A 22,222-nucleotide genomic window follows, 5' to 3' on the forward strand; every position below is an offset into this window, starting at 1 on the left:
GCCTTAACAATGCGACCAATACCAGAGGGTTCTTTATGCATTTTACCCAGGCTATCGCCCGCCTACCGGCCGCCACCTGCGGCGCGGGACAAACTACCGCCCAGCTGGGCGCGCCGGATATCGCCACGACCAGCCACCAGTTTCTCGCCTATGTGGAAACTCTACTGCAGCTTGGCCTGAAGGTCACGGTCCTGCCCCCGGCGGCGGATTATCCTGATGCGCACTTTGTTGAAGATACCGCCGTGGTCATGCCGGAACTGGCGGTGATTACCCATCCGGGCGCGCCGAGCCGTCAGGGCGAAGTCGATACTATTGCGCCGGTGCTGGCGGGTTTCCGTCCGCTGGTGCGGATGAGCGAGCGCGGGCATATGGACGGCGGCGACGTGCTGCTGGTGGACAAACAGTTTTTTATCGGCCTGACGGCGCGCACCGATGAGCAGGGGATCCGCGAGTTTGCCGCCGCCGTTGAGCCGCACGGCTATCAGGTCGCGGCGATCGAAGTCAGCGCCGGTCTGCATCTGAAATCAATCGTCAACTACGTTGGCCGCAATACGCTGCTGCTGACGGAAGGCTACGTTAACCATCCGGCGTTTAGCGGGTTCAACAGCATCGTCATCCCGGAAGAGGAGGCCTACGCCGGAAATACGCTGTGGATTAACGATACCTTAATTACGCCGCAGGGCTATCCCCATACCCTCGGTGAAATCAGCAAGCTGGGAATGCCTATCGTGCAGCTCGACACCAGCGAATTTAAGAAAATGGATGGCGGCCTGACCTGCCTCTCACTGCGTTTTTAATCATCGCGCCAACACCGGGGAATCAAAATGAAAATACGCCTTGCCGCATTATTGGCCTGTATGGCGCTGAGCGCGCCGCTGGCCGCCCAGCAGTTTGACACCATCAGCTTTGGCGTCGATGGCGGCTATCCGCCTTTTGACGTGCTGGCGCCCAGCGGCGAAATCACCGGCTTTGATATTGATATCGCTAACGCGCTGTGCACCCAGCTAAAAGCCAAATGCGTTTTCGTGAAGCAGCCCTTTGAGAGCATGATCGCCGCCCTCAACGCGCATAAGTTCGATGCCATTATCGCCTCGCTCAATATTACCGATGAACGTAAAAAGGAAGTGGATTTCACCGACCGCTACTACCGCAGCGCGGCGCAGCTGGTGGCGCGCAAAGGCAGCCCGCTACTGCCGGATGCCGCCAGCCTGAAAGGCAAAACCGTCGGCGTCCAGACGGGCTCCACCCATGAAGCGTTTGCGAAGGCCAACTGGGCCAACCACGGCGTGAAAATTGTCGGTTACGCTAACCAGGATAATGTCTATCTCGACCTGCTCTCCGGGCGCATCGACGCCGCGTTGCAGGATAATATCCAGGCGGCGACCGGCTTTATCGATACGCCGCGCGGGCAGAAATTCGCCTTTGCCGGCCCGGTTATCCAGGATGGCGGGATCTCCTCCGACGTCGGGATTGCGGTCAATAAGGACAATCCGGCGCTGCGCGATGCGCTGAACGGGGCCATTAAGGCAATCCGCGCCGACGGAACCTATGACGCCATTCAGAAAAAATACTTTAGCTTTGATATTTATGGCAAATAAGTCGTAAAGGTACGGGCGTGGGCGCTGGCCTGCGCCCCTTTACGACCTCCGCGGAAGGCTGAATATGGTCGCAGACTATTTACCCCTGTTGTTACGCGGCGCGGCGCTTTCGCTGTGCGTGATGCTCTCTTCATTACTGGTCGCTCTGCTGCTGGGGCTGATTAACTCGCTGATTAAGCTCTTCGGCCCGCCGTGGCTGCGCCTGTTTTCCACCGCCTACACTACGCTGGTACGCGGGATCCCGGAGCTGGTAATTATGCTGCTGCTGTTTTTCGGCGGCGAGATGCTGGTTAACCTGCTGCTGGGTCTGGTGGGGCTGGGGCCGGTACGCTTCAATACTTTTATCTCCGGCGTGCTGGCGATTGGTTTTGTTTTCGGCGCCTATTACACCGAGACTTTTCGCGGCGCGTTTCTGACTGTCGATAGCGGGCAAACCGAAGCCGCGCAGGCCTACGGGATGCGACCCTGGACGGTGTTCCGCCGGGTGATGCTGCCACAGATGCTGAGCTTCGCGATCCCGGGCATCAACAACAACTGGCTGGGGCTGATGAAAGCGTCGGCGCTGGTGTCGATCCTCGGCCTTGAGGATATGGTCTGGCTGGCCGAACAGGCCGGGCGCGCCACGCAAAAGCCGTTCCTCTTCTACTTTCTGGTCTCGCTGATTTACATGGTGATTACCGCGCTCTCCAGTTGGCTGTTCAGCCGCCTGGCGAAGCGTTACGCGCTGCGCTCTTCCACGGCGGGGGCGGCCTTATGAATCTGCAAACCTTTATCGATGCGATCCCGAGCTTTTTGTGGAGCGACGGCAACGGCGCCGCCAGCGGACTGGCGGTCACGGCGGAGCTGTTTTTACTCTCCATCGTTCCCGGGATGGCGCTGGCGATAGCGATGGCGGTGGGGCAGGTGTACGGCCCGCGCGGGCTGGCGCTACCCATTCGCGCGTTTACATATTTTTTTCGCAGCACGCCGCTCTATCTCCAACTGATGCTGATTTACTACGGCCTGTCGCAGTTCGATATCGTACAGACGGGCTGGATGAACGACCAGCCGTTCTGGCTGCTGTTTCGCGATGCGACCTTCTGCGCCACCCTGGCGCTGGTGCTCAACACTGCCGCGTACGTCGCGGAGCTGCTGGCGGGGATGATGGTGACTTTCCCGCGCCAGGAGTGGGTCGCCGGAGAAGCCTACGGGATGGGGAAATGGCAGATTATTCGCCGTCTGGTTCTGCCCGCGACCTTGAGGCGCGGGATCCCGGCGCTGAATAATGAAATGGTCTTTTTGCTGCACGCCACGTCGCTGGCCAGCACCGTGACCCTGCTGGATATTACCGGCGTGGCCCGCGCGTTCTACGCCATGACCTATTCGCCGTTTATTCCGTTTCTGATGGCCGCGGCGCTGTATCTGCTCTGCACCTTTTTGCTGATTTTCACCTTCGCGCGCGCCGAGCGGCGCTGGCTGGCGTTTATCCGTCGCGGCTAGTCAGGATCGCTTAATGGCCTGCAGTTCGGTGAGGGTGACGATTTTATCAACGTGAAACTTTTTACTGGTCAGCCAGCTATCCGCCAGCTGGCAGTAGTGCGCCATGCTGCGACAGCCGATACGCACCAGAAAGTCGAAGCTGCCGCTGACCAGCCAGCAGTCCAGCACTTCGGGCGTCTGGCGCATCTCCTGTTCAAACACCGGCTGCGATCGCCCGTGGTCGGCCAGCGCGATTTGCGCCTGCACCACAAACGCGTGCTCCGGCTCGGGCAGTTCTACAATGGCGCTGTAGCCGCGAATAATGCCGTCGCGCTCAAGGCTGCGCACCCGTTCCAGGCACGGACGGGCGGTAAGGTTTACCTGCTCCGAGAGCTTTTGATAAGAAATGCGGCCATCCCGGCGCAGGATTTCAAGGATCTTGTGATCGATACGGTCAAGCCGGATTTTCTTTTCCACAACCAGGACGTCCAATGAAAATTAAACACTATACATTACCTGAACATGCACTCGGTGGGCAGCGGCAATTAAGCCATTTTCATTTCGGCGCGCCCGGCACAGGAGAGAAGGTCTATCTGCAGGCGGGGCTGCACGCCGATGAAATTCCGGGCATGCTGGTTCTGCATTATCTTAAAAGATTACTCAGCCAGGCGGAACGGCGCGGCGAGCTGCGCGGCGAAATCATTCTCGTACCGGTGGCCAACCCGCCGGGGCTGGCCCAGGTGCTGCTCAGCGGCGGCGTAGGTCGTTTCGATCTGGCGAGCGGGCGTAATTTTAACCGCGACTTCCCCGATCTGGCTGCCCTGGCGCAGCCCTATCTGCGTCCGCCATCGCCCGGCTCGCGCCGCGAGTATCTGCAGCAGGTGCGCGCGGCGATGCGGGATGCGCTGGCGGCGCTGCCCGTCGTCAGCGAAGTTCAGGCCCTGCGCCATCATCTGCTGGGCCTCGCCTGCGATGCCGATTTGGTGCTCGATCTGCACTGCGATGACCAGGCGATTTTACATCTCTACGCTGACCCGGCCTGGCAACGCGAGGCGAAGGTTCTGGCGGCTTTTCTCGGCGTCGGCGCGGTACTGCTGTCGCAGGAGAGCGGCGGTCATTCCTTTGATGAGGCCTGCGGCCTGCCGTGGCAGCGCCTGACGGCGCTTGATTCATTGCAGTCGCAGCAGCAGCCCGGCTGTATGGCGGTGACCGTCGAACTGCGCGGCCAGCAGGAGGTGGATCACGCCACCGCTTGCGACGATGCCGAACGTCTTTATCGCTACCTGCAGTACCGCGGCGTACTGGCCGGCTCGAGGCCTGAGATTCCGCAGCAGGAAACGGTAATGCTGCCGTTTGCCGCTGGGGAGATTGTTACCGCCCCGGCCACCGGCATCCTGGTGCTGTTAAAACAGCCCGGCGAGTGGGTCAGCGCCGACGATGTGGTTGCGGAAATCATCGATCCGCTGACCGATATGGTCAAAGCGGTCCGCCCGACATCGGGCGGGCTGATTTATGCCAGCCGTCGGGCGCCGTTTGTCACCCTGGGGGCCGAAGTGATGAAAATCGCCGGCGAGCGGCCGTTCAGCGGCGGAGGCGGGCTGGCGCTGTAAGCGGCTTTTCGTTTATCGCGCGGGTTAAAAAGTCGTTCACTGTCTTCATGCACAGCTCGCGTTCTTCGACGTGCGGCATATGGCTTGAGGCTTCGAAAATGACCCACTCCGCGTCGGGGATGTGGTCCATAAAGGGTTGTACCACCTCCGGGGTGGCTTCATCGTAGCGCCCCGAAATCAGCAGGACCGGAACCGTAATGCGCGCGAGGCGGTCGATAATCGTCCACGCTTTCATGCTGCCGATGACGTGAAATTCGGTTGGGCCATTCATGGCGTGATAAACCGTCGGATCGGCATCCATGGCATCGAAGGTACGCCGCACTTCCGCCGGCCAGGGATCGAGCCGACAGACGTGGCGTTGATAAAATACCTGGCTTGCCGCCTTATATTCCGCGCTGTCCAGCGTTCCCGCCGCCTCATGGGCCAGCAGCGTCTGCTGGACGTCGGCGGGAAGCTGCGCCCGCAGCCTGGCCGCTCCCTGTAGCCACAGCGCCATCGATGCCGGGGAATTGGCGATAATCAGCGCCTTTAACCCCTTTGGCCGCGTCACGGCGTGCTCCGCGCCGAGCATACCTCCCCACGATTGGCCGAGCAGGGCGTAATTATCGGCAATATTGAGATGCTGCAGCAGGTTAGCCAGTTCGTCGAGGAACAGCGCCGGTTGCCAGAAGTCGGCGGGCTGCTGCGGGAGATGGGTTGAGCGCCCGTTGCCTAACTGATCGTAGTGGATCACCGCCCGCCCGCTGAGGGCGATATCGCGGAACGCATCAACATAATCATGCGTGCACCCCGGCCCGCCGTGGGCGATGACCAGCGGCGTGAGCCCGCTATCGATATCGCCGCAAACGCGAAACCAGGTTTGATAGCGCCGAAACGGGGCGTAACCTTCGCTGATGGTATACATGAATCATCTTTACCCTGCTAAGTGGACCGGCTTTCAGGGTAAAGGGTGGCAACCGCGGCTGAACACTAGCAAAAATGCTAGTTCTTAGCTGTCGAGCAGACGGTAGTGCAGGGCGCGGACTACCGCCTGTACGCGGTTGCTGGCGCCGAGCTTTTTGGCTGCGGTATTAAGATGCAGCGTCACCGTCGCCACCGAGCGGTGCAGCTTGCGGGCGATCTCTTTGGCGGTAAGTCCTTCGGCGGACCACGCCAGGCATTCGCGCTCGCGGTTGCTTAGCTTCACATGACGGCAGGTAAGCAGGGTGCTGTCGAACAGCGGAAACGCCGACTCCTGAAACTGGTGGGCGAGCAGCATCAGCTGCGCCAGGGTGGCGCTGATTTCCCGTTCCTGACGCTGGCCGGTATGGATGCCGGTGAGAGTGACGAAACTGCCGTTGGGGAGATGCAGGGGAACCGTCGCCCCGCAGGGCATATTATGTTCGCGCATATAGTCGGTGACCGCGGTGGCGTGATTGTTCAACCTCCCGCGCAGCATGCTGTTGTCCGGTCGTTGATAGGACCAGACAAAAGGCGCGCAGCTTTCTAGCGCGCAGTGCTGCACCGGATCAACCTGGTAATATCCGCGCTCGCACCATAGCTGGCGCATATCTTCCGGCACATTGCACGTTTTCAGCAGCGAAGGCGTAATCAGCTCCCCTTCCAGAGAACGCGGGACCGGCGTGTAGTCGTAAATGACCGCGTCAAATCCTAACTTCCGGGTGGCCTGAAAAAGTCCGCTGAATGCCTCATCCAGGCTGGCCGCCCGCGCGCTGCCGGGGCGTTCAAATTCCAGTCGCATATAACCCCCTTCATCTAAAACGAGACCTGCGACGGGCACGATTTGTGCAAATCCGTCAATAGTTAGCGCAAAAGGCATGCAATTCCGGTGCCGCACCGGCGCCGCGCAAAACTAGTATTTTTGCTAACTGTTCAGCCTCCGGCGTTGCCGTTAGCGTTAACGCAACGCCAGAACCGCGCTATTGACGATGAGGAGTACACCATGTGGAGCGAAATAGCGCCCGATCAGTGCCATAACATTGCGGTGGAGGGATATAACGTCGTGGCCTATCAGTTTGGCGACGGCGAGGAGACCGTTCTCTGCCTCAACGGCGGGCCGGGGCTGCCCTGCGATTATCTGCGCGAAGCCCACTCCTGCCTGAAGCTTCACGGTTATCGGGTGATCGCGTTTGACCAGTTGGGTACCGGCAAGTCCGATCGGCCGGATGATGCCAGCCTGTGGACGATGGCGCGCTACGTGCGTGAAGTGGAGACCGTGCGTCAGGCACTGGGGCTCGGTAAGGTGCATCTGCTTGGTCACTCGTGGGGCGGATGGCTGGCGATTGAAGTGGCGTTGCACCATCCTGGCGCAATTCGCTCGCTGATTCTGGAAAACACCGTCGCTGATATGCCGCATCTGGTGCAGGAGCTAAACCGTCTGCGCGGGGCGCTGGGGCCAGAAACCGTCGCGATGATGCAGCGCTACGAAGCGCTCGGCTGGTTGGAGCATCCGGCCTATCAGGCGGCGATTACTCTGCTGAATTATCGCCACGTGTGCCGCCTTGACGTCTGGCCAGAGCCTGTTATCCGCTCGCTTGGGGACTGGAATATGGGGCCGTATACCACCATGCAGGGGCCGAACGAATTCCTCTATACCGGCAATTTGAAAAACTGGAACCGCAGCGCTGAACTGGCGTCAATCCGCGCGCCCTGTCTGATCACCAGCGGCCAGCACGATGAACTGACGCCCGCCTGCGCCCTGAAAATGAAGCAGGGGCTGGCGAACGCCGAAATAGCCATTTTTGCCAACAGCAGCCATATGCCGTTTTACGAAGAGCCGCAGGCTTACTACCCGGTGCTGCTCGATTTTCTGACGCGCCAGCGCGACGCGGGAGGCTGTTGATGCACCGTTACCGCTTTTTGCTTCTTCGCCCGCTACAGCTGCTGCCGGTTCTGCTGGGTATCAGCCTGATCACCTTCATGATGGTGCGCGCCATCCCAGGCGATCCGGCGCGTATTCTGCTCGGGGTGCGCAGCACGCCGGCGGCGCTGGCCCGCATCCGCGCGCAGTTTGGCCTTGATGAACCGCTGTGGGTTCAGTACGGCTATTTTCTGCGCAATCTGCTGCAGGGCGAGCTGGGTAAGTCAATTGTTTACCGGGTCGATACCCTGAAGCTGATTACTTCGCGTCTGGAACCGACGCTATGGCTGGTGCTCGGCAGCGTTCTGCTGGCAATAGCGTTGACGGTACCGCTGGCGGCGATAGCTGCCCGCCAGCGCGGGCGCCTCGCCGATCGGCTGATTCGTCTGTTTACGACCGCCGGGCTCGGGTTTCCGGCGTTCTGGCTCGGTATCATGTTGATTCTGCTGTTCAGTATCGTGCTCGGCTGGTTTCCGGTCTCCGGCTACGGCAGCGATTTTTTAGACCAGCTGCACCATATGGTTCTGCCGTGCCTGACCGTGGCGCTGGCGCTGTCGGCGGTATTGATTCGCAACCTGCGCACCAGCCTGCTGATGGAGATGAATAGCGACTATGTGGTGGCGGCCCGGGCGCGGGGGCAGCAGGAAAGACGTATCTTCTGGCGGCACGTGCTGCCGAACTCTCTGGTGCCGACCATCAATCTGCTGGCGGTGAATATTGGCTGGCTCATTGGCAGTACGGTGGTGATCGAAAGCGTGTTTGCCATCCCTGGCCTCGGACAGCTGTTGGTTAAAGCGATTTTTAGCCGCGACTACATGGTGGTACAGGGCGTGGTGATGGTCTTTGCTCTCGCGACCGTAGCGGTCAGCCTGCTGGCGGATATTCTGACCGTGGCCCTCGACCCGAGGATAAAACTATGAAGGCGATAGCGACGTTTTCCCGCCTGCGTCAACGGGCTATCCCGCGTCAGCAGGCGCTCTGTGCCGGACTGGCGATCGTCGGGCTATGGCTGCTGGTCGCCTGTCTGGCGCCGTGGATCGCGCCGTTCGATCCGATTGCCCAGGACGCCTCTTCCAGCCTGCTGTCGCCGGGCGGCGCGCATCTCTTCGGTACCGACAACTTTGGCCGCGACGTTTTTTCCCGCGTGCTGTGGGGAGCGCGGGTCGATCTACAAATCTGCCTGCTGGGGGTGCTGTTCCCCTTTATGCTTGGTACCGCGCTGGGGGCGCTTGCCGGTTATTCTGGCGGCGTGGTCGATGCGCTGGTGATGCGGGTTATTGATATCGTGCTGGCCTTTCCGTTTCTGGTGCTGATGCTGGCAATCATCGCCATTCTCGGGCCGGGGCTGAGCAGCTTTTACATCGCGATGGCGATGGTGGGCTGGGTCTCCTACGCCCGGCTGGTGCGCGCTCAGGTACTGACGCTGAAACAGCGCGATTTTATTCTGGCGGCCCGCAGTCTGGGCTACGGCCATCTGCGGATTTTGTTCCGCCATCTGCTGCCGAACGCGCTAACCGGAGCGATCGTTTTTTCGATGTCCGACTGTGTACTGGTGTTGCTGAACGGAGCTGCGGTGAGCTATCTCGGGCTCGGCGTGCAGCCGCCAACCGCCGAATGGGGCGTTATGGTGGCCGAAGGGCAGAGCTTTATCACTACCGCATGGTGGATAACCACCTTTCCTGGGCTCGCCATCGTGCTGCTGGCGATGGGCTTTAGCCTGCTGGCCGATGGGCTCGGCGACAAGTTAGGAGGACGGGGATGAGTTTGCTGAAGGTGAATCGCCTGACGGTTACGCGCGGCGAGGATATCGCGCTGGTCGATAACGTCTCATTCGCGCTTGAAGCCGGGGAGATGCTGGGGCTGGTTGGCGAAAGCGGGTCGGGAAAAACCGTGACCTGTCGGGCGCTGATGCGCCTGCTGCCGGGGGACGGACTGCGGATTAGCGGCGGTGAGGTTGTGCTCGACGGCCGGGATATTTTGCCCCTCAGCGAAGGGCAAATGTCGGCGGTGCGCGGGCGGGAAATCGGTATGATTTTCCAGAACCCGACCAGCCATCTCAATCCGGTGATGACCATTGGGGAGCAGATCGCGGAAAGCCGGCGCCTCCATTTTTCGGCAAACCGCCGTCAGGCGCGGGAGGATGCGCTGGCCCTGCTGCGCCAGGTCGGCATCCCGGACCCGCAGAATCGGCTCAATAGCTATCCGCACGAATTTTCCGGCGGGATGCGCCAGAGGGCGATGATCGCCGTCGCCCTCGCGCCGGAACCGAGGCTGCTGATTGCCGACGAACCGACGACCGCGCTGGACGTCACCGTGCAGATGCAGATTTTGCGCCTGCTCAGCGACCTGCGTGCCGAGCTGGGGCTGGCGGTCATTATGATCACCCACGATCTCGGGGTGGTGGCGCAAACCTGCGACCGGATCGCGGTGATGTACGGCGGCAGGCTCTGCGAGGTGGGCGACAAACGCGAAGTGCTCGCCGGGCCGCTGCACCCTTATACCCGCGGACTTATTGATTGTCAGCCGGCCAGCGAAGGCGGACGGGGGAGGCTGACGATCATCGACGGCCAGCCGCCGAGCGCCGACCACTTTCCATCAGGCTGTCGCTTTCATCCGCGCTGCCGCCGCGCCGATGAAGCGTGCCTGCAGCAGCCGCCGCTGCATTACGGACAGGATCGCCATAGCCACGCGGTGGCTTGTCATCACCGGTTACCCACGCTGACCCGGCAGGAGGGATAATGGTTAACGCTCACTGGCCGCTGCTTGAGGCCGATAATCTTTGCGTCACCTTCCCGGTATCGGGCGGTCTTTGGCAGCCGAAGCGGGTCGTGCACGCGGTGAACCAGGTCACGATGCAGATCTTTCCTGGCGAAACGCTCGGTCTGGTCGGCGAGTCCGGCAGCGGCAAGAGCACGCTTGGCCGAGCGCTGTTACAGCTTGAACGGGTAGCCGATGGCGAGGTGCGGTTCGAGGGGCAGCGTATTACCCATGGCTTAACCAGCGATATCGCCCGTCTGCGCCAGCAAAGCGCGATGATTTTCCAGGATCCCTTTGCCTCGTTAAACCCCCGGCAGACCGTGGGAGAGAGCATCGCCGAGGTGCTGCGCGTGCATCAAAAAGTGCCCCGCGGGCAGGAGGCGCTGCGGGTAGCAGAACTGCTCACCCTGGTCGGCCTGCGTCCGCAGCAGGCCAGCACGAAACCAGCCCAGCTTAGCGGCGGCCAGTGCCAGCGCGTCGGTATTGCCAGAGCGCTGGCCATGGAGCCGCGACTGATCGTGGCCGATGAGTGCGTCGCGGCGCTGGACGTCTCTATTCAGGGACAGATCGTCAACCTGCTGATGGAGCTGCGGGAGAAGATGGGGCTGGCGATTCTGTTTATCGCCCACGATCTGGCGATTGTGCGGCGGCTCTGCGATCGGGTGGCGGTAATGTACCTTGGGCGGATTGTGGAGGAGGGGCCGGCAGAGGCGGTCTTCACCCGTCCGCTGCATCCTTATACCGCCGCGCTGGTCTCGGCGATCCCGGAAATCGACCCGGATAAACCCCTACCGAAGAATTTGCTGGGGGGCGAGCCGCCCAGCCCCGTTGCCGTTCCACAAGGCTGTGCATTTCATCCGCGCTGCCCTTATGCGCAGGTGCAGTGCCGCACCGGCGCACCACCACCAACCCGGCAGATTGCCGACCGCGCTTATGCCTGCGTGCTCAACCTCGCGGGTGATGAGACCGTTTTTCCTTTAACAGGGGGATCTTTTGATGAAGCACAGGCAAGTTAAGTTACTGGCGGCGAGCGTTTTTCTGGCGCTTAGCGTGGTGAGCGAAATGGCCCAGGCGGCGGGGGTATTGACCATTGGCCGCCGGGAGGACAGCACCACGTTTGACCCGATAAAATCGGCGCAAAACGCGGATAACTGGGTCTTTTCCAACGTTTTTGACCCGCTGGTGCGGGTAGATAAGAGCGGGACGAAGCTGGAGCCGGGCGTGGCTGAGAGCTGGACGATTTCTCCGGATGGCAAGGTCTACACTTTTAAAATTCGCGACACGACCTTCTCTGACGGCACACCGCTGACCGCCAGCGATGCGGCGTTTAGCTTAATTCGTATCCGCGATGATGAAGGCTCGCTGTGGCGCGACTCCTATAGCATTATTGCCAAAGCGGAAGCCCCGGACCCGCGCACGCTGGTAGTGACGCTGAAATCGCCGTCAGCGCCGTTCTTGTCGCAGCTTGCCCTGCCGAACGCCTCGGTGATTTCGCAGAAGGCGATGAAAGCGGAAGGCGAAGAGGCGTTTGCCGAAAAACCCGTGGGCTCCGGCGCGTTTAGCGTGAAAGAGTGGCTGCGCGGGGAAAAGATCGTGCTGGTGAAGAACCCGCACTTCTGGCAGGCGAAAAACGTTAGCCTCGATGGCGTGGAGTGGTTAACCATTCCGGACGATAATACCCGCATGCTGAAGGTGCAGGCCGGCGAGCTCGATGCCGCGCTGACCGTGCCTTTCTCGCGCATTGCATCGTTACAAAAGGATGCCAATCTGAAGGTGGAGCTGGACCCCTCCACGCGCGAGGACCATCTGCTGATCAACCATTCTCACGGCGCGCTGGGCAAGGTAGAGGTGCGCCAGGCGCTGGACTTCGCGATTGATAAAGACGCGATCGTGAAGACCGTGACCTTTGGCTACGGCCAGGTGGCCAACTCCTATATTCCCGCCGGGGCGCTTTACCACTATCAGGATAATCTTCGTCGGCCTTACGATCCGCAGAAGGCCAAAGCGATGCTAAAAGCGGCGGGCGCTGCCGATCTGAAGCTGAACTACGTGGTCAACGCCGGGGATGAAGTCGATGAGCAGATTGCCATTTTGTTGCAACAGCAGCTGGCGAAAGCCGGGGTGACGGTGAATTTGCAAAAAGTCGACCCGAGCCAGAGCTGGGATATGCTGGTGGCCGGAGAGTACGATATTTCGGTGATGTACTGGACCAACGATATTCTCGACCCCGATCAGAAAACCACTTTCGTGCTTGGTCACGATGCCAATATGAACTATATGACCCGCTATCATAACGAGCAGGTAAAAGCGCTGGTGGCTGCCGCGCGCGTCGAAATGGACGGTAAAAAGCGCGAGCAGATGTATATCGACCTGCAAAAAATGGCTAAGGCCGACGTGAACTGGGTTGACCTCTACTACAGCCCGTACCGTAACGTCAGCCGCAAAAATATCGATGGTTTTTATCAGAATCCGCTGGGACGTTTCTTCCTGGAGGATACCGTAAAACGCTAATGCCTCTTTGCGCCGGTTGGTCTCTGACGCCGGCGCCTTTTTCATCTTACCGGCGGCACGACGCGGTTTGATGCATATCAACCAGTACATTAACTTTTACTATAAAAACTAAAAAAGAGTTGTAACCCCGCCTGCTTTTATTCAATTTATGTGGTGAATGTTTAATGTATTTCAATAATTAAAATATATATACATTAAAAAACAACACGTTAAATAAATCAGGGGTTAATTTTTGTGGCAAGTGCAAACAAACTCACGCTGTTCATCGTCATCTTCATGCTGCTGGGGATCCTCTCCGGTGCGGCCATCCACGCTTACGCCGGGCAAACGACCATAACCGCATGGTCGGAAAACATTACGCTGCTGACCGATGTGTTCCTGCGCCTGATTAAAATGGTGATTGCGCCGTTAGTCTTCAGTACCCTGACGGTCGGTATTATGCGCCTTGGCGAAACGGCGACCATTGGCCGGGTCGGCGGTAAAGCCATGGTGTGGTTTATTACCTCGTCAATTCTCTCCATTCTGGTCGGGCTGGTGATCGTTACCCTCGAGCATCCCGGCGCCGGCCTGAACCTGGCGATCCCGAAAGAATCCGTTGATACCGGGCTGGCGGTGAGCGGGATGAGCCTGAAAGGCTTTCTGACCCATACCATCCCAACCAGCATTACCGAAGCGATGGCCAGCAACGAGATTCTGCAAATCGTGGTGTTCTCAATGTTCTTCGGTATCGCCGGGGCGTCGCTGGGAGAGAAATTCAATGCCCCGCTGGTGGCGGCGCTCAACGTGGTTTCCCACATTATGCTGAAGGTGACCGGGTACGTGATGTACGTCGCGCCGCTGGCGATTTTCGCCGCTATCTCTTCGGTTATCGCCTCGCAGGGGCTGGGGATCCTGCTTAACTATGCCTCGTTTATCGGCGGATACTATGTCGCGATCCTGCTGACCAGCGCGGTGCTGCTGGCGGTGGGGTATATGGTGCTCAAGAAAGAGGTTTTTCGCCTGCTGAATATGCTGAAAGACCCGGTGCTGGTGGCGTTCACCACCAGCAGTTCCGAAGCGGCCTATCCGAAGACCCTGGAGCGTCTGGTGGAATTTGGCTGCTCGCGAAATATCGCGTCGTTTGTGCTGCCCATCGGCTACTCCTTTAACCTGGTCGGCTCAATGGTGTACTGCTCTTTTGCCGCCATGTTTATCGCTCAGGCCTATAATGTTCAGCTGAGCTTTAGCGAAATTACCGTGATGATGCTGACGCTGATGCTGGCCTCGAAAGGGATTGCCGGGGTACCGCGTTCGGCGCTGGTGGTGCTGGCCGCCACCATCCCGAGCTTCAATATTCCGGTGGCGGGGATTTTGCTGCTGATGGGCATTGACCATTTCCTCGATATGGGGCGCTCAGCGATTAACGTGCTGGGTAACGGGATTGCGACGGCAATGCTGTCAAAAAATGAAGGTCAACTGCAGGAAGAGGTCCCGGAGGCTGAAGTCGCGCCTCAGCAGGCCGAAGCCTGATCGTCGCGCGCCCTCTCTGACGGGGGCGCGTTCCGCAGTGAAAAAGAGGCCCCTAACAGGCACGCAAGGGGCAATGTGACGAAGTAACAGATTCCTCGATAAAGACGTTGTTCTTATTATATAAAAATACGCTCCGGTATTTTTACATTGAGGAACCGGGTAATGGTACCCGCAGCCTGTTACCCCTGAGTAGATTTTTTTGAGGTTACCGATCTTTTTCGGAATCCCGTCGCTGACAAGCCGTCAAATTCCTAATTTTAACGTCCAGAATCCGCTCACCGGCGGGCGCGGGCGCGAGCTTACCAGCGCTCTTTTAACAAGTTAATGAACTGGAAAAAGTCATGATTGTTATTAAGACTGTATTTTTCCATGATTTTGCTTTTGTGCCAGGTGATGGTTTTAGGGGTGACTTTGTTGAGGGAAGAAATTTTAATGATATCAAAGCCATCGATGATGCCGGTGGCGACGGCAGCCTGCGATTTGGAGAGCATTTTATGCGGGCAATGGGTGCAGACGAGCGTGGAGTCGCTTCTCTGCGCGTCGGGAGGAATTTCGCTCCTTTTTAGCTCCTGGGCAATAATTTCGAACATTTTATCGATATTGACCGATTTGATAGAGACAAAGATAACGCCCTTGAGACAGTTAACGATCAGCTCTTTTTCCGGTAACTTGTCATAGCTGTGCAGGATAATCACCGAACTATTTTGTTTACGGTTCTTTATGCTGGTATTGCACAGATAGATTTCGCCGGGGAGAACTTCAGCGATGATGATATCTTTATCTAAAAAATCATTATGCTTATAAGAAAAAGCGACTTTGAGATTACCGCTGCGGCTGATGAGCTCATTGACGACGGAAACCAATGATTCTCTGAGAAAGGTATTTCTGGTGTTGATTGCGATGTTTACTTTTTTCATGGCGTTATTTCCCTGATATATCAACATAACGCCATGTTGTGATCAATCCTCCGGGCGTATGCGGTGATTGTTGCTATGCAGATTTCGTTATTATTAATGTGGCTTTAGTTATTTTCTGCGCGTAGAGTTCTTTGCTGAAAATGGAAATTTCTGTTTTCGCCTGTCGCGGATATACGACACCAGACTATAAACAGAAACGCAAAGGCAAAATATGCACAGTAATAAGGCTAACCATGTTTGCATGGCCATAATTGAGATCCTTTAACTTAATTTTTGGTTTTAAAAATGTACCTCACAGGCACGCGAATATTTTTATACTCTTCGTTAAACCGTGCTCGCGATGCGCGAACGAAAAGCGCCTGACAAACGGCCTGCATTCGGCTTGTGCTAAATTCAGCAATAGCCTGTTAGCTCAGCCGCTGTGGGGCAAAACGCTCACGACGCCCTGTCAATGTAAGAAAATTCTTAATGTGCTGTCAGTCTCATTTCTCTCAATCCTCTCAAAAACTGAAAAAAATTAACAAGAAACACCAGGCTGGAAACATACTAGTCATCACTCCGGGCGGATGGCGGAACAATAGCCGGCAGCGCCGCCGCTGCCGGCTGGGAAAAGGTCAAGAGAGAAACGCCAGCCCTTTGCCAAAAATCGCGCGAATCGGCAGGGTGATGCCCTGCAGGCGGGCCTTGTGCCGCAGGCGGCTGATCACCACGTCGATGCGGTGCAGTTCCGGTTCGCCCTCATCGGTAAACAGAGAAGTGTGCAGGTCAACTTTGCTGCACACTTCATTGCGGTTACGCATTAAGACTTCCAGCAGCCGGTACTCTTGCTGTGTTAGCGGCAGGATCCGCCCCGATGGCGCCACCAGGCGCTCGCTCTGGAGTATCCAGTGGGAAGGGGCTGACCGCTCCGCTAATGGCGCCGGATTGACGCTTTCCGCCGGTTGTTGCTGGCGAAGCCGGGAGCCCAGCGCGTGGATGCTCTCCGCGAGGTCGGAAAAGTTGACCGGCTTGATGAGATAGAGGTCGGCGCCGGCGTTTAAGGCCTGGAGCCGATCCTGCTCATGCCCTCTGGCGGTAATGACGACCAGGCCGAACTGGCCAATCTCGTGCAGATAGTCCAGCACGCTAAACCCGTCTTCGCCCGGCAGGCCAATATCGATAAGTACGATATCGACCGGATCGCGATGCAGCTGCCGCCAGAAGGCCTCGGCGCTGCCGACGCCCCAGGCGTCGAAGCCGCGATGGCGCAGAAAAGCCAGCAGCTCGTCGAGTAGATCTGCGCTATCTTCGATGATAGCTACGCGTAATGTCATGGTTTGTCCTTCTGCTGTCCCGTCAGCGGGAGAGTGAGCGCAAATTCGCATCCGGCTGAGCTATTTTCTGCCAGCCATAGGTCCCCGCCGTGGGCCTGGATGATTTGTCGGGCGACGTAGAGCCCAAGGCCGGTCCCGGCAGGCGTTGTGGTGTGAGTTTCGCCGCGTCGATAGCGCTCGTAAATATGCTCGACCTGTTCCGGCGGGATGCCGGGACCGCGATCGCCAATGCGTAATTCAACGTGCTTTTCCTGCTGATAAATCTCGACTCTTATCTCCCCGGCTGCGGCATATTTAACCGCGTTATCGAGCAGGTTGGCGATCGCAATACACAGCAGCCCGCTATCAATAAACAGCACCGGTGAAGGGGATTGCGGGCCGACAGTTTGCCCCTCAAGGGTGACATTCAAATAATGATTAAGCGAAAGATCTACGACGGTCGCCGCCATATGGATGACCGGCAGCAGTTCGGCATCCTGCTTGTCGGCGTGCAGGTCTCGGGAGGAGAGGCGGGCGTCGGCCAGGCAGTTATCGGTGAGCTGCACCAGGCGGGTTGTCGCGCGCTGCATGCGATCGAGGCGCAAGCTCTGGGTGACGGTTGCGGGACTCAGGCGCAGATTTTCCAGCGCGGCCTGGAGGATCGCCAGCGGCGTTCTGAACTCATGCGCCACCATTCCCATAAACTGGCGCTGGTGGAAGCTGGCCTCGCGTTCAATCTGTAGCTCCCGCGCCAGCTGCTGCTTGCGCACCAGGGTACGGTTTTCCGCCCGCACCCGCAGCACCGCAATGATCAGGACGGTGACGATGTGGATAATCAGCGCGTACTGCCAGGTGGAATAAACCATGTTATGAAACGGAATGACGCCGTGGATAGAGAGCAGCGCCAGCCCGGCGGAGACCACGTATACCGGCGGCAGCAGCCCCAACAACAGGGTATTGATATCAACCGCTTTGCGCCGCCACAGCATCCATGAGGTGATCAACAGAATTGGCGCGGCGATGAAGAATATCCCCGCTTCAATCTGCATTGCCTGGCCGTAAAACCCTAGCGGGATACTGATTTGCAGAACAATGTTTAAGGCGATCGCCGCCAGCAGCAGTTGATACAGCCGCGGCATGTTTTTCTTCAAATCGAAAACTTCGCTATGTAACCACAGCGCGGTGGCGTAGCTCACCAGCGACAGGCAGCTAATCATGTAATCCTGCACCGGCAGTAGGGCGTCGCCAAAGAGCCATTCCGGGTAGCCATGAAGGGCCGCGACGAGCGGATAGTTGAGCGAGAACAGGCAGATCCCCCACAGCAGGCGTCGGCGCAGCGCGACGGCAAGCCACAGGGCGATACCGCTGGCAATCACCGCCAGGCCAAAATAGAAACTCCAGAAGGCGGTATCGAGGGTGGCCGAACGTACGAACTCCTGCGGTGACGAGAGCGTCGCCAGCAGGATCAGGGTGCTGGTGCTCTGGAGACGGAAGACCATCTCGTAGCCAGCCGCCGTGGGCGGGGGCGGTAAAATTAGCACGCTTTCGCGGTAGTCGAGATCGTTATCGCGGGCAGAAGCGTGGTCGCCAAACTCTTTTTGTTTCCAGGGGGCATCGCTAGCGTAGGGGCGATAAAAAACGGTCAAGCGATCGACAAACGACGGACCGAGCTGCAGCCAGCGCTGTTCGCCAGCAAACCAGGCCGCCGGGAGCGAAGTGCGTAGCCAGTAGGTCTTTGACGAATAGCCGAACGACGGGATAAGCGGCGCCGTTTTTAGCGCCTCCTCTGGCAGCGAAAGAAAGGCGTCGAGGGACATTGTATCGCTGGCGTCGGCGTACCAGTAGACCGGGATATCGATACCCAACTGCCGGACTTCCGCGCGCGCCGGCGCCCACCACAGCAGGGAAATGATGATGCCGCACATTGCCCAGAAATACGCGCTGTGGCTCCTGCGATTAAGATCAAAAAAAGCGCACAAACGATACAATCACGCCCCCTTATGGCATGGATTAATAAATCAGTACGGTAAAAATGAACAGGGACTCTGCTACTGGCACAGATAACCCTCCGCCATTCGGCAAATATACGTGTAGGGCTGGACAATGCAGCATTCTGCTGGTGCCGAAGATATTATTCCAGCGTTATCTACATGCCGGAGAACTGGCCAGACCTGCTGTAAGAAAATTCTTAATAAAAGTTAACGTATGGGGGAGTTGGATAATAAGCAAGCGGAAAGTTCAGTCGCGACATACGGTTTTATGATGTTATGCCATGAATTCACGCGATAGTTATATAAAAATTGGCAATAAATTATTTAAGCAGCGCATATAAAACCAGATAGTTATATTAAACGCTAATTACCGTTGTTATTGATGGCCGGATAAAGGCGGCGCATTGCCCGCATCGTCGAATGAGGTTAGGTACGGTTCGAAGGATTGCTGACGGCAGGGGATGACAATGATTAGCATGGTGTTAACATTCCTGGCCGCTGTTTTAAAGCGATGGATTTTAACTAATTGAAATAAAAAGGATTGATTGTTTATTATTTGTCGTAAATGTTAACAGCAGATGCAAAAGTCAAAAATACCCGTATAATCATTGTCCCTTTTCCTGTCTTAAGTTTAAGCTGGAGGCACAATGGAGCTCAGTCGCAGGCAGTTCTTTCGCATCTGCGCGGGTGGTATGGCAGGGACGACCGTAGCATCGCTTGGTTTTCTTCCCTCGTTTTCCGCTCACGCAGAGACGCGTCAATATAAACTCTTAAAAGCTAAAGAAACCCGTAATAACTGCACCTACTGTTCAGTCGGCTGCGGGATCCTCATGTACAGCTTCGGAGATAACGCCAAAAACGTGCGTGAACGCATTTATCACGTCGAAGGCGACCCCGATCATCCCGTGAGCCGCGGGTCGCTGTGCCCAAAAGGCGCAGGCGTACTGGACTATATTCACAGCGATAACCGATTACGCTATCCGGAGTACCGCGCGCCGGGCTCGGATAAGTGGACGCGTATAAGCTGGGATGAGGCCATCGATCGTATCGCGCGATTGATGAAAGATGACCGCGACGCCAACTTTATCGAAAAGAATGCCCAGGGCGTCACCGTCAACCGCTGGACCTCAACCAGCATGCTGTGCTCTTCGGCGGCGAGTAATGAAACCGGGATCCTTGACGGTAAATTTACCCGCGCGCTGGGGATGGTATCGATTGACTGTCAGGCGCGCCTTTGCCACGGCCCGACGGTATCGGCGCTGGCGCCAACCTTTGGTCGTGGGGCGATGACCAACAACTGGGTGGATATTAAAAACGCCAATGTGGTGCTGATTATGGGCGGCAACGCGGCGGAAGCGCATCCGGTAGGGTTCAAATGGGTTATCGAAGCCAAAATTAAAAATAATGCGACCGTTATCGTCGTTGATCCGCGCTTTAACCGCAGCGCGGCGGTGGCTGACCTGTACGCGCCCATTCGCGCCGGCTCCGACAGCGCTTTCCTGCTCGGCGCGATCCGCTATCTGATCGAACACGATCGGATACAGCATGAGTACGTGCGTCACTACACCAACGCCAGCATGATCGTGCGGGAAGATTATGATTTCGACGATGGGCTGTTTAGCGGCTTTGATCCGCAGAAGCGTCAGTACGATAAAGTCAGCTGGAACTATGAACTCGACGCTAACGGCTACGCCAGGCGCGATGATACGTGGAACCATCCGCGCTGCGTCTGGAATCTATTGAAACAGCACGTTGAGCGCTATACGCCGGAACTTGTCAACCGCCTGTGCGGCACCTCTTTACACGATTTTCAGCGCATTTGCGAACTGTTAGCCAGCACCAGCGCTGCGAATCGAACCGCGACAATCCTGTATGCCCTCGGTTGGACCCATCACACCACCGGAGCGCAAACTATCCGCGCGGCCGCGATGCTACAGCTGCTGTTGGGCAATATCGGCATGGCAGGCGGCGGCGTTAACGCGCTGCGCGGGCACTCCAATATTCAGGGTTATACCGACCTGGGACTGCTTTCGACCAATCTGCCGGGATATATGCCGCTACCGTCGGAAAAACAGGTTGATTATCAGAGCTATATTTCACAAATCACCCCCGCGGCGCTGGGCGTGAACGAAGTGAATTACTGGCAAAATACGCCGAAGTTTTTCGTCAGCATGATGAAAAGCTTCTGGGGCGATGCCGCAACCGCGGAAAACAGCTGGGGCTATGACTGGCTGCCGAAATGGGATCGTTTATACGATGTCATGACCCAGGCCGAGCTGATGGCCCAGGGCAAAATCAACGGCTACGTGGTGCAGGGATTTAACCCGCTGGCGGCGTTCCCGGATAAAAACAAATCCGCCCGCGCGCTGGCGAAGCTTAAATATCTGGTGGTGATCGATCCGCTGGTCACCGAGTCGTCGAATTTCTGGCAGAACCACGGCGAAATGAACGACGTGCGTCCTGCAGATATCCAGACCGAAGTCTTCCGCCTGCCGTCCTCCTGCTTCGCCGAAGAGAACGGTTCGATCGCTAATTCGGGCCGCTGGCTACAGTGGCACTGGGCGGCGGCCGAACCGCCGGGCGAAGCGCTCCACGATGGCAAAATTCTCGGCCGCCTGTTTATGCGCCTGCGCGATCTGTATCGGCAAGAGGGCGGCGCAAACCCGGCGCCGGTGCTGAATATGTCCTGGGATTATCACGATCCCCTCGACCCGCAGCCGGAAGAGGTCGCCAGGGAGGCCAACGGCAAGGCGCTGCGCGATATCGTTGACGAGCAGGGCCGGGTGGTTATCAAAAAAGGCCAGCAGCTGAGCAGCTTCGCGCAGCTAAAAGATGACGGTTCAACCAGCAGCTACTGCTGGGTTTATTGCGGCTGCTGGACCGAGCAGGGCAATCAGATGGCGAACCGCGATAATAGCGACCCGTATGGTTTAGGCTGTACGCCCGGCTGGGCATGGTCCTGGCCGGCGAACCGCCGCATCCTCTACAACCGCGCCTCCGCGGACCCGGCGGGTAAACCCTGGGATCCGCAGCGCTCGCTGCTGAACTGGGACGGCAAACGCTGGACCGGTATGGACGTCGCCGACTATAGTCAGGCGGCGCCGGGCACCAACGTCGGGCCGTTTATCATGAATCCGGAAGGCGTGGCGCGCCTGTTCTCGCTGGACAAACTAAACGATGGCCCGTTCCCGGAACACTATGAGCCTGTCGAATCGCCGATTGGCACTAACCCGCTGCACCCGAAAGTGGTCTCCAGCCCAGTAGCGCGCATCTTTCACGATGACCTGGCGAATATGGGTAAGGCGGATGAGTTCCCCTACGTGGCGACAACCTACTCGATCACCGAACTGTTCCGTCACTGGACCAAGCATGCGCGGCTGAACGCCATCGTTCAGCCCGAGCAGTTTGTTGAAATTGGCGAGGCGTTGGCGAAGGAGAAGGGCATCGTCGCGGGGGACACGGTAAAAGTGATGTCGAAGCGCGGGTTTATTAAAGCCAAAGCGGTAGTGACTAAGCGAATACAGGCGCTGACTATTGATGGCCGTACGGTGAATACCATCGGTATTCCGTGCCACTGGGGTTTTGAGGGGGCGACGCGGAAAGGATTCCTGGCCAATACGCTGACCCCATCGGTGGGGGACGCGAACTCGCAGACGCCTGAATATAAAGCTTTCCTCGTGAACGTGGAAAAGGTGGATACCCAATAGATTTCAGGTTGC

At 57.8% G+C, this 22,222-nt stretch carries 20 protein-coding genes; 13 read left to right on the top strand and 7 right to left on the bottom strand.

All coding sequences use genetic code 11. The features are described 5' to 3' along the window. The first annotated feature begins 35 nt into the window (after positions 1-35). The 4 genes from K7H21_RS09150 (at position 36) to K7H21_RS09165 (ending at position 3,077) form a co-directional block, all read left to right on the top strand. Entirely contained in the window at positions 36-797 is a 762-nt protein-coding gene (locus K7H21_RS09150) for a dimethylarginine dimethylaminohydrolase family protein (RefSeq protein ID WP_004122631.1), read from the top strand. Positions 798-824: 27 nt separating this feature from the next. Further along, a complete protein-coding gene (locus K7H21_RS09155) occupies positions 825-1,598 on the top strand; it encodes an ABC transporter substrate-binding protein (protein WP_004122619.1) in 774 nt (257 codons plus the stop codon). A gap of 64 nt (positions 1,599-1,662) precedes the next feature. Beyond that, positions 1,663-2,355 (top strand): ABC transporter permease, encoded by a 693-nt coding sequence (locus tag K7H21_RS09160; RefSeq protein ID WP_024359158.1) that lies wholly within the window; start codon positions 1,663-1,665, stop codon positions 2,353-2,355. Next, positions 2,352-3,077 (top strand): ABC transporter permease, encoded by a 726-nt coding sequence (locus K7H21_RS09165; RefSeq protein WP_004122607.1) that lies wholly within the window; start codon positions 2,352-2,354, stop codon positions 3,075-3,077. Before K7H21_RS09160 ends, K7H21_RS09165 begins: the two co-directional genes overlap by 4 nt. Here the strand turns inward: K7H21_RS09165 and K7H21_RS09170 are convergent, their stop codons facing one another. Continuing rightward, entirely contained in the window at positions 3,078-3,533 is a 456-nt protein-coding gene (locus K7H21_RS09170; RefSeq protein ID WP_004122605.1) for an Lrp/AsnC family transcriptional regulator, read from the bottom strand. A 14-nt stretch (positions 3,534-3,547) separates the two neighbouring features. On the opposite strand from K7H21_RS09170, the gene K7H21_RS09175 reads away from it, so the two are divergent. Continuing rightward, complete coding sequence (locus K7H21_RS09175) at positions 3,548-4,666, top strand: succinylglutamate desuccinylase/aspartoacylase family protein (RefSeq protein WP_087829100.1); 1,119 nt, start codon at positions 3,548-3,550, stop codon at positions 4,664-4,666. Here the strand turns inward: K7H21_RS09175 and K7H21_RS09180 are convergent. Next, complete coding sequence (locus K7H21_RS09180; RefSeq protein ID WP_049113253.1) at positions 4,638-5,570, bottom strand: proline iminopeptidase-family hydrolase; 933 nt, start codon at positions 5,568-5,570, stop codon at positions 4,638-4,640. The genes K7H21_RS09175 and K7H21_RS09180 overlap by 29 nt on opposite strands. An 84-nt stretch (positions 5,571-5,654) precedes the next feature. After that, entirely contained in the window at positions 5,655-6,407 is a 753-nt protein-coding gene (locus K7H21_RS09185; RefSeq protein WP_142481692.1) for a helix-turn-helix transcriptional regulator, read from the bottom strand. A gap of 201 nt (positions 6,408-6,608) precedes the next feature. Between K7H21_RS09185 and K7H21_RS09190 the strand changes: the two genes are divergently transcribed. The 7 genes from K7H21_RS09190 to K7H21_RS09220 all read left to right on the top strand — a co-directional run bounded on the left by K7H21_RS09190 (position 6,609) and on the right by K7H21_RS09220 (position 14,303). After that, positions 6,609-7,508, top strand: coding sequence for a proline iminopeptidase-family hydrolase (locus tag K7H21_RS09190; RefSeq protein ID WP_142471424.1), 900 nt, complete (start codon positions 6,609-6,611; stop codon positions 7,506-7,508). Next, on the top strand, positions 7,508-8,446 hold the full coding sequence (locus K7H21_RS09195) for an ABC transporter permease (RefSeq protein WP_142983531.1): 939 nt from the start codon (positions 7,508-7,510) through the stop codon (positions 8,444-8,446). The genes K7H21_RS09190 and K7H21_RS09195 overlap by 1 nt, the downstream gene beginning before the upstream one ends. Beyond that, positions 8,443-9,288, top strand: a complete 846-nt coding sequence (locus K7H21_RS09200) for an ABC transporter permease (protein WP_049113248.1) — start codon at positions 8,443-8,445, stop codon at positions 9,286-9,288. Before K7H21_RS09195 ends, K7H21_RS09200 begins: the two co-directional genes overlap by 4 nt. Beyond that, entirely contained in the window at positions 9,285-10,265 is a 981-nt protein-coding gene (locus K7H21_RS09205; protein WP_064362993.1) for an ABC transporter ATP-binding protein, read from the top strand. The genes K7H21_RS09200 and K7H21_RS09205 overlap by 4 nt, the downstream gene beginning before the upstream one ends. After that, positions 10,265-11,299, top strand: a complete 1,035-nt coding sequence (locus K7H21_RS09210; protein WP_223035722.1) for an ABC transporter ATP-binding protein — start codon at positions 10,265-10,267, stop codon at positions 11,297-11,299. Before K7H21_RS09205 ends, K7H21_RS09210 begins: the two co-directional genes overlap by 1 nt. Next, positions 11,280-12,794 (top strand): ABC transporter substrate-binding protein, encoded by a 1,515-nt coding sequence (locus K7H21_RS09215; RefSeq protein ID WP_004122573.1) that lies wholly within the window; start codon positions 11,280-11,282, stop codon positions 12,792-12,794. The genes K7H21_RS09210 and K7H21_RS09215 overlap by 20 nt, the downstream gene beginning before the upstream one ends. A gap of 276 nt (positions 12,795-13,070) precedes the next feature. Continuing rightward, positions 13,071-14,303: a dicarboxylate/amino acid:cation symporter gene (locus tag K7H21_RS09220; protein WP_211172223.1), complete on the top strand. Its 1,233-nt coding sequence runs from the start codon at positions 13,071-13,073 to the stop codon at positions 14,301-14,303. Positions 14,304-14,602: 299 nt separating this feature from the next. Here K7H21_RS09220 and K7H21_RS09225 read toward each other — a convergent pair whose 3' ends face one another. From K7H21_RS09225 to K7H21_RS09240, 4 genes are all read right to left on the bottom strand, one after another. Beyond that, positions 14,603-15,220: a helix-turn-helix transcriptional regulator gene (locus K7H21_RS09225; RefSeq protein ID WP_223035723.1), complete on the bottom strand. Its 618-nt coding sequence runs from the start codon at positions 15,218-15,220 to the stop codon at positions 14,603-14,605. 108 nt (positions 15,221-15,328) lie between these two features. Further along, entirely contained in the window at positions 15,329-15,469 is a 141-nt protein-coding gene (locus K7H21_RS09230) for a small membrane protein (protein WP_004138686.1), read from the bottom strand. A gap of 365 nt (positions 15,470-15,834) precedes the next feature. Continuing rightward, complete coding sequence (locus K7H21_RS09235) at positions 15,835-16,533, bottom strand: response regulator transcription factor (protein ID WP_004122558.1); 699 nt, start codon at positions 16,531-16,533, stop codon at positions 15,835-15,837. Further along, positions 16,530-18,437, bottom strand: coding sequence for a sensor histidine kinase (locus tag K7H21_RS09240; protein WP_142444982.1), 1,908 nt, complete (start codon positions 18,435-18,437; stop codon positions 16,530-16,532). Before K7H21_RS09240 ends, K7H21_RS09235 begins: the two co-directional genes overlap by 4 nt. A gap of 713 nt (positions 18,438-19,150) precedes the next feature. Between K7H21_RS09240 and fdnG the strand changes: the two genes are divergently transcribed. Then, complete coding sequence (fdnG, locus tag K7H21_RS09245) at positions 19,151-22,210, top strand: formate dehydrogenase-N subunit alpha (protein ID WP_223035724.1); 3,060 nt, start codon at positions 19,151-19,153, stop codon at positions 22,208-22,210. Positions 22,211-22,222 lie beyond the last annotated feature (12 nt).

It is taken from the genome of Klebsiella sp. CTHL.F3a (genome assembly GCF_019890895.1).
GTDB classification, from domain to species: domain Bacteria; phylum Pseudomonadota; class Gammaproteobacteria; order Enterobacterales; family Enterobacteriaceae; genus Klebsiella; species Klebsiella grimontii.

What these genes read in the sequence shown, in the direction of transcription:
- K7H21_RS09180 (WP_049113253.1), bottom strand. Translation starts at nt 5,570, where the DNA reads ATGTATACCATCAGCGAAGGTTACGCCCCGTTTCGGCGCTATCAAACC.
- K7H21_RS09225 (WP_223035723.1), bottom strand. Translation starts at nt 15,220, where the DNA reads ATGAAAAAAGTAAACATCGCAATCAACACCAGAAATACCTTTCTCAGA.
- K7H21_RS09190 (WP_142471424.1), top strand. Translation starts at nt 6,609, where the DNA reads ATGTGGAGCGAAATAGCGCCCGATCAGTGCCATAACATTGCGGTGGAG.
- K7H21_RS09220 (WP_211172223.1), top strand. Translation starts at nt 13,071, where the DNA reads ATGCTGCTGGGGATCCTCTCCGGTGCGGCCATCCACGCTTACGCCGGG.
- K7H21_RS09195 (WP_142983531.1), top strand. Translation starts at nt 7,508, where the DNA reads ATGCACCGTTACCGCTTTTTGCTTCTTCGCCCGCTACAGCTGCTGCCG.
- K7H21_RS09235 (WP_004122558.1), bottom strand. Translation starts at nt 16,533, where the DNA reads ATGACATTACGCGTAGCTATCATCGAAGATAGCGCAGATCTACTCGAC.
- K7H21_RS09200 (WP_049113248.1), top strand. Translation starts at nt 8,443, where the DNA reads ATGAAGGCGATAGCGACGTTTTCCCGCCTGCGTCAACGGGCTATCCCG.
- fdnG (WP_223035724.1), top strand. Translation starts at nt 19,151, where the DNA reads ATGGAGCTCAGTCGCAGGCAGTTCTTTCGCATCTGCGCGGGTGGTATG.
- K7H21_RS09185 (WP_142481692.1), bottom strand. Translation starts at nt 6,407, where the DNA reads ATGCGACTGGAATTTGAACGCCCCGGCAGCGCGCGGGCGGCCAGCCTG.
- K7H21_RS09155 (WP_004122619.1), top strand. Translation starts at nt 825, where the DNA reads ATGAAAATACGCCTTGCCGCATTATTGGCCTGTATGGCGCTGAGCGCG.
- K7H21_RS09165 (WP_004122607.1), top strand. Translation starts at nt 2,352, where the DNA reads ATGAATCTGCAAACCTTTATCGATGCGATCCCGAGCTTTTTGTGGAGC.
- K7H21_RS09240 (WP_142444982.1), bottom strand. Translation starts at nt 18,437, where the DNA reads ATGTGCGGCATCATCATTTCCCTGCTGTGGTGGGCGCCGGCGCGCGCG.
- K7H21_RS09160 (WP_024359158.1), top strand. Translation starts at nt 1,663, where the DNA reads ATGGTCGCAGACTATTTACCCCTGTTGTTACGCGGCGCGGCGCTTTCG.
- K7H21_RS09210 (WP_223035722.1), top strand. Translation starts at nt 10,265, where the DNA reads ATGGTTAACGCTCACTGGCCGCTGCTTGAGGCCGATAATCTTTGCGTC.
- K7H21_RS09175 (WP_087829100.1), top strand. Translation starts at nt 3,548, where the DNA reads ATGAAAATTAAACACTATACATTACCTGAACATGCACTCGGTGGGCAG.
- K7H21_RS09215 (WP_004122573.1), top strand. Translation starts at nt 11,280, where the DNA reads ATGAAGCACAGGCAAGTTAAGTTACTGGCGGCGAGCGTTTTTCTGGCG.
- K7H21_RS09150 (WP_004122631.1), top strand. Translation starts at nt 36, where the DNA reads ATGCATTTTACCCAGGCTATCGCCCGCCTACCGGCCGCCACCTGCGGC.
- K7H21_RS09205 (WP_064362993.1), top strand. Translation starts at nt 9,285, where the DNA reads ATGAGTTTGCTGAAGGTGAATCGCCTGACGGTTACGCGCGGCGAGGAT.
- K7H21_RS09230 (WP_004138686.1), bottom strand. Translation starts at nt 15,469, where the DNA reads ATGGCCATGCAAACATGGTTAGCCTTATTACTGTGCATATTTTGCCTT.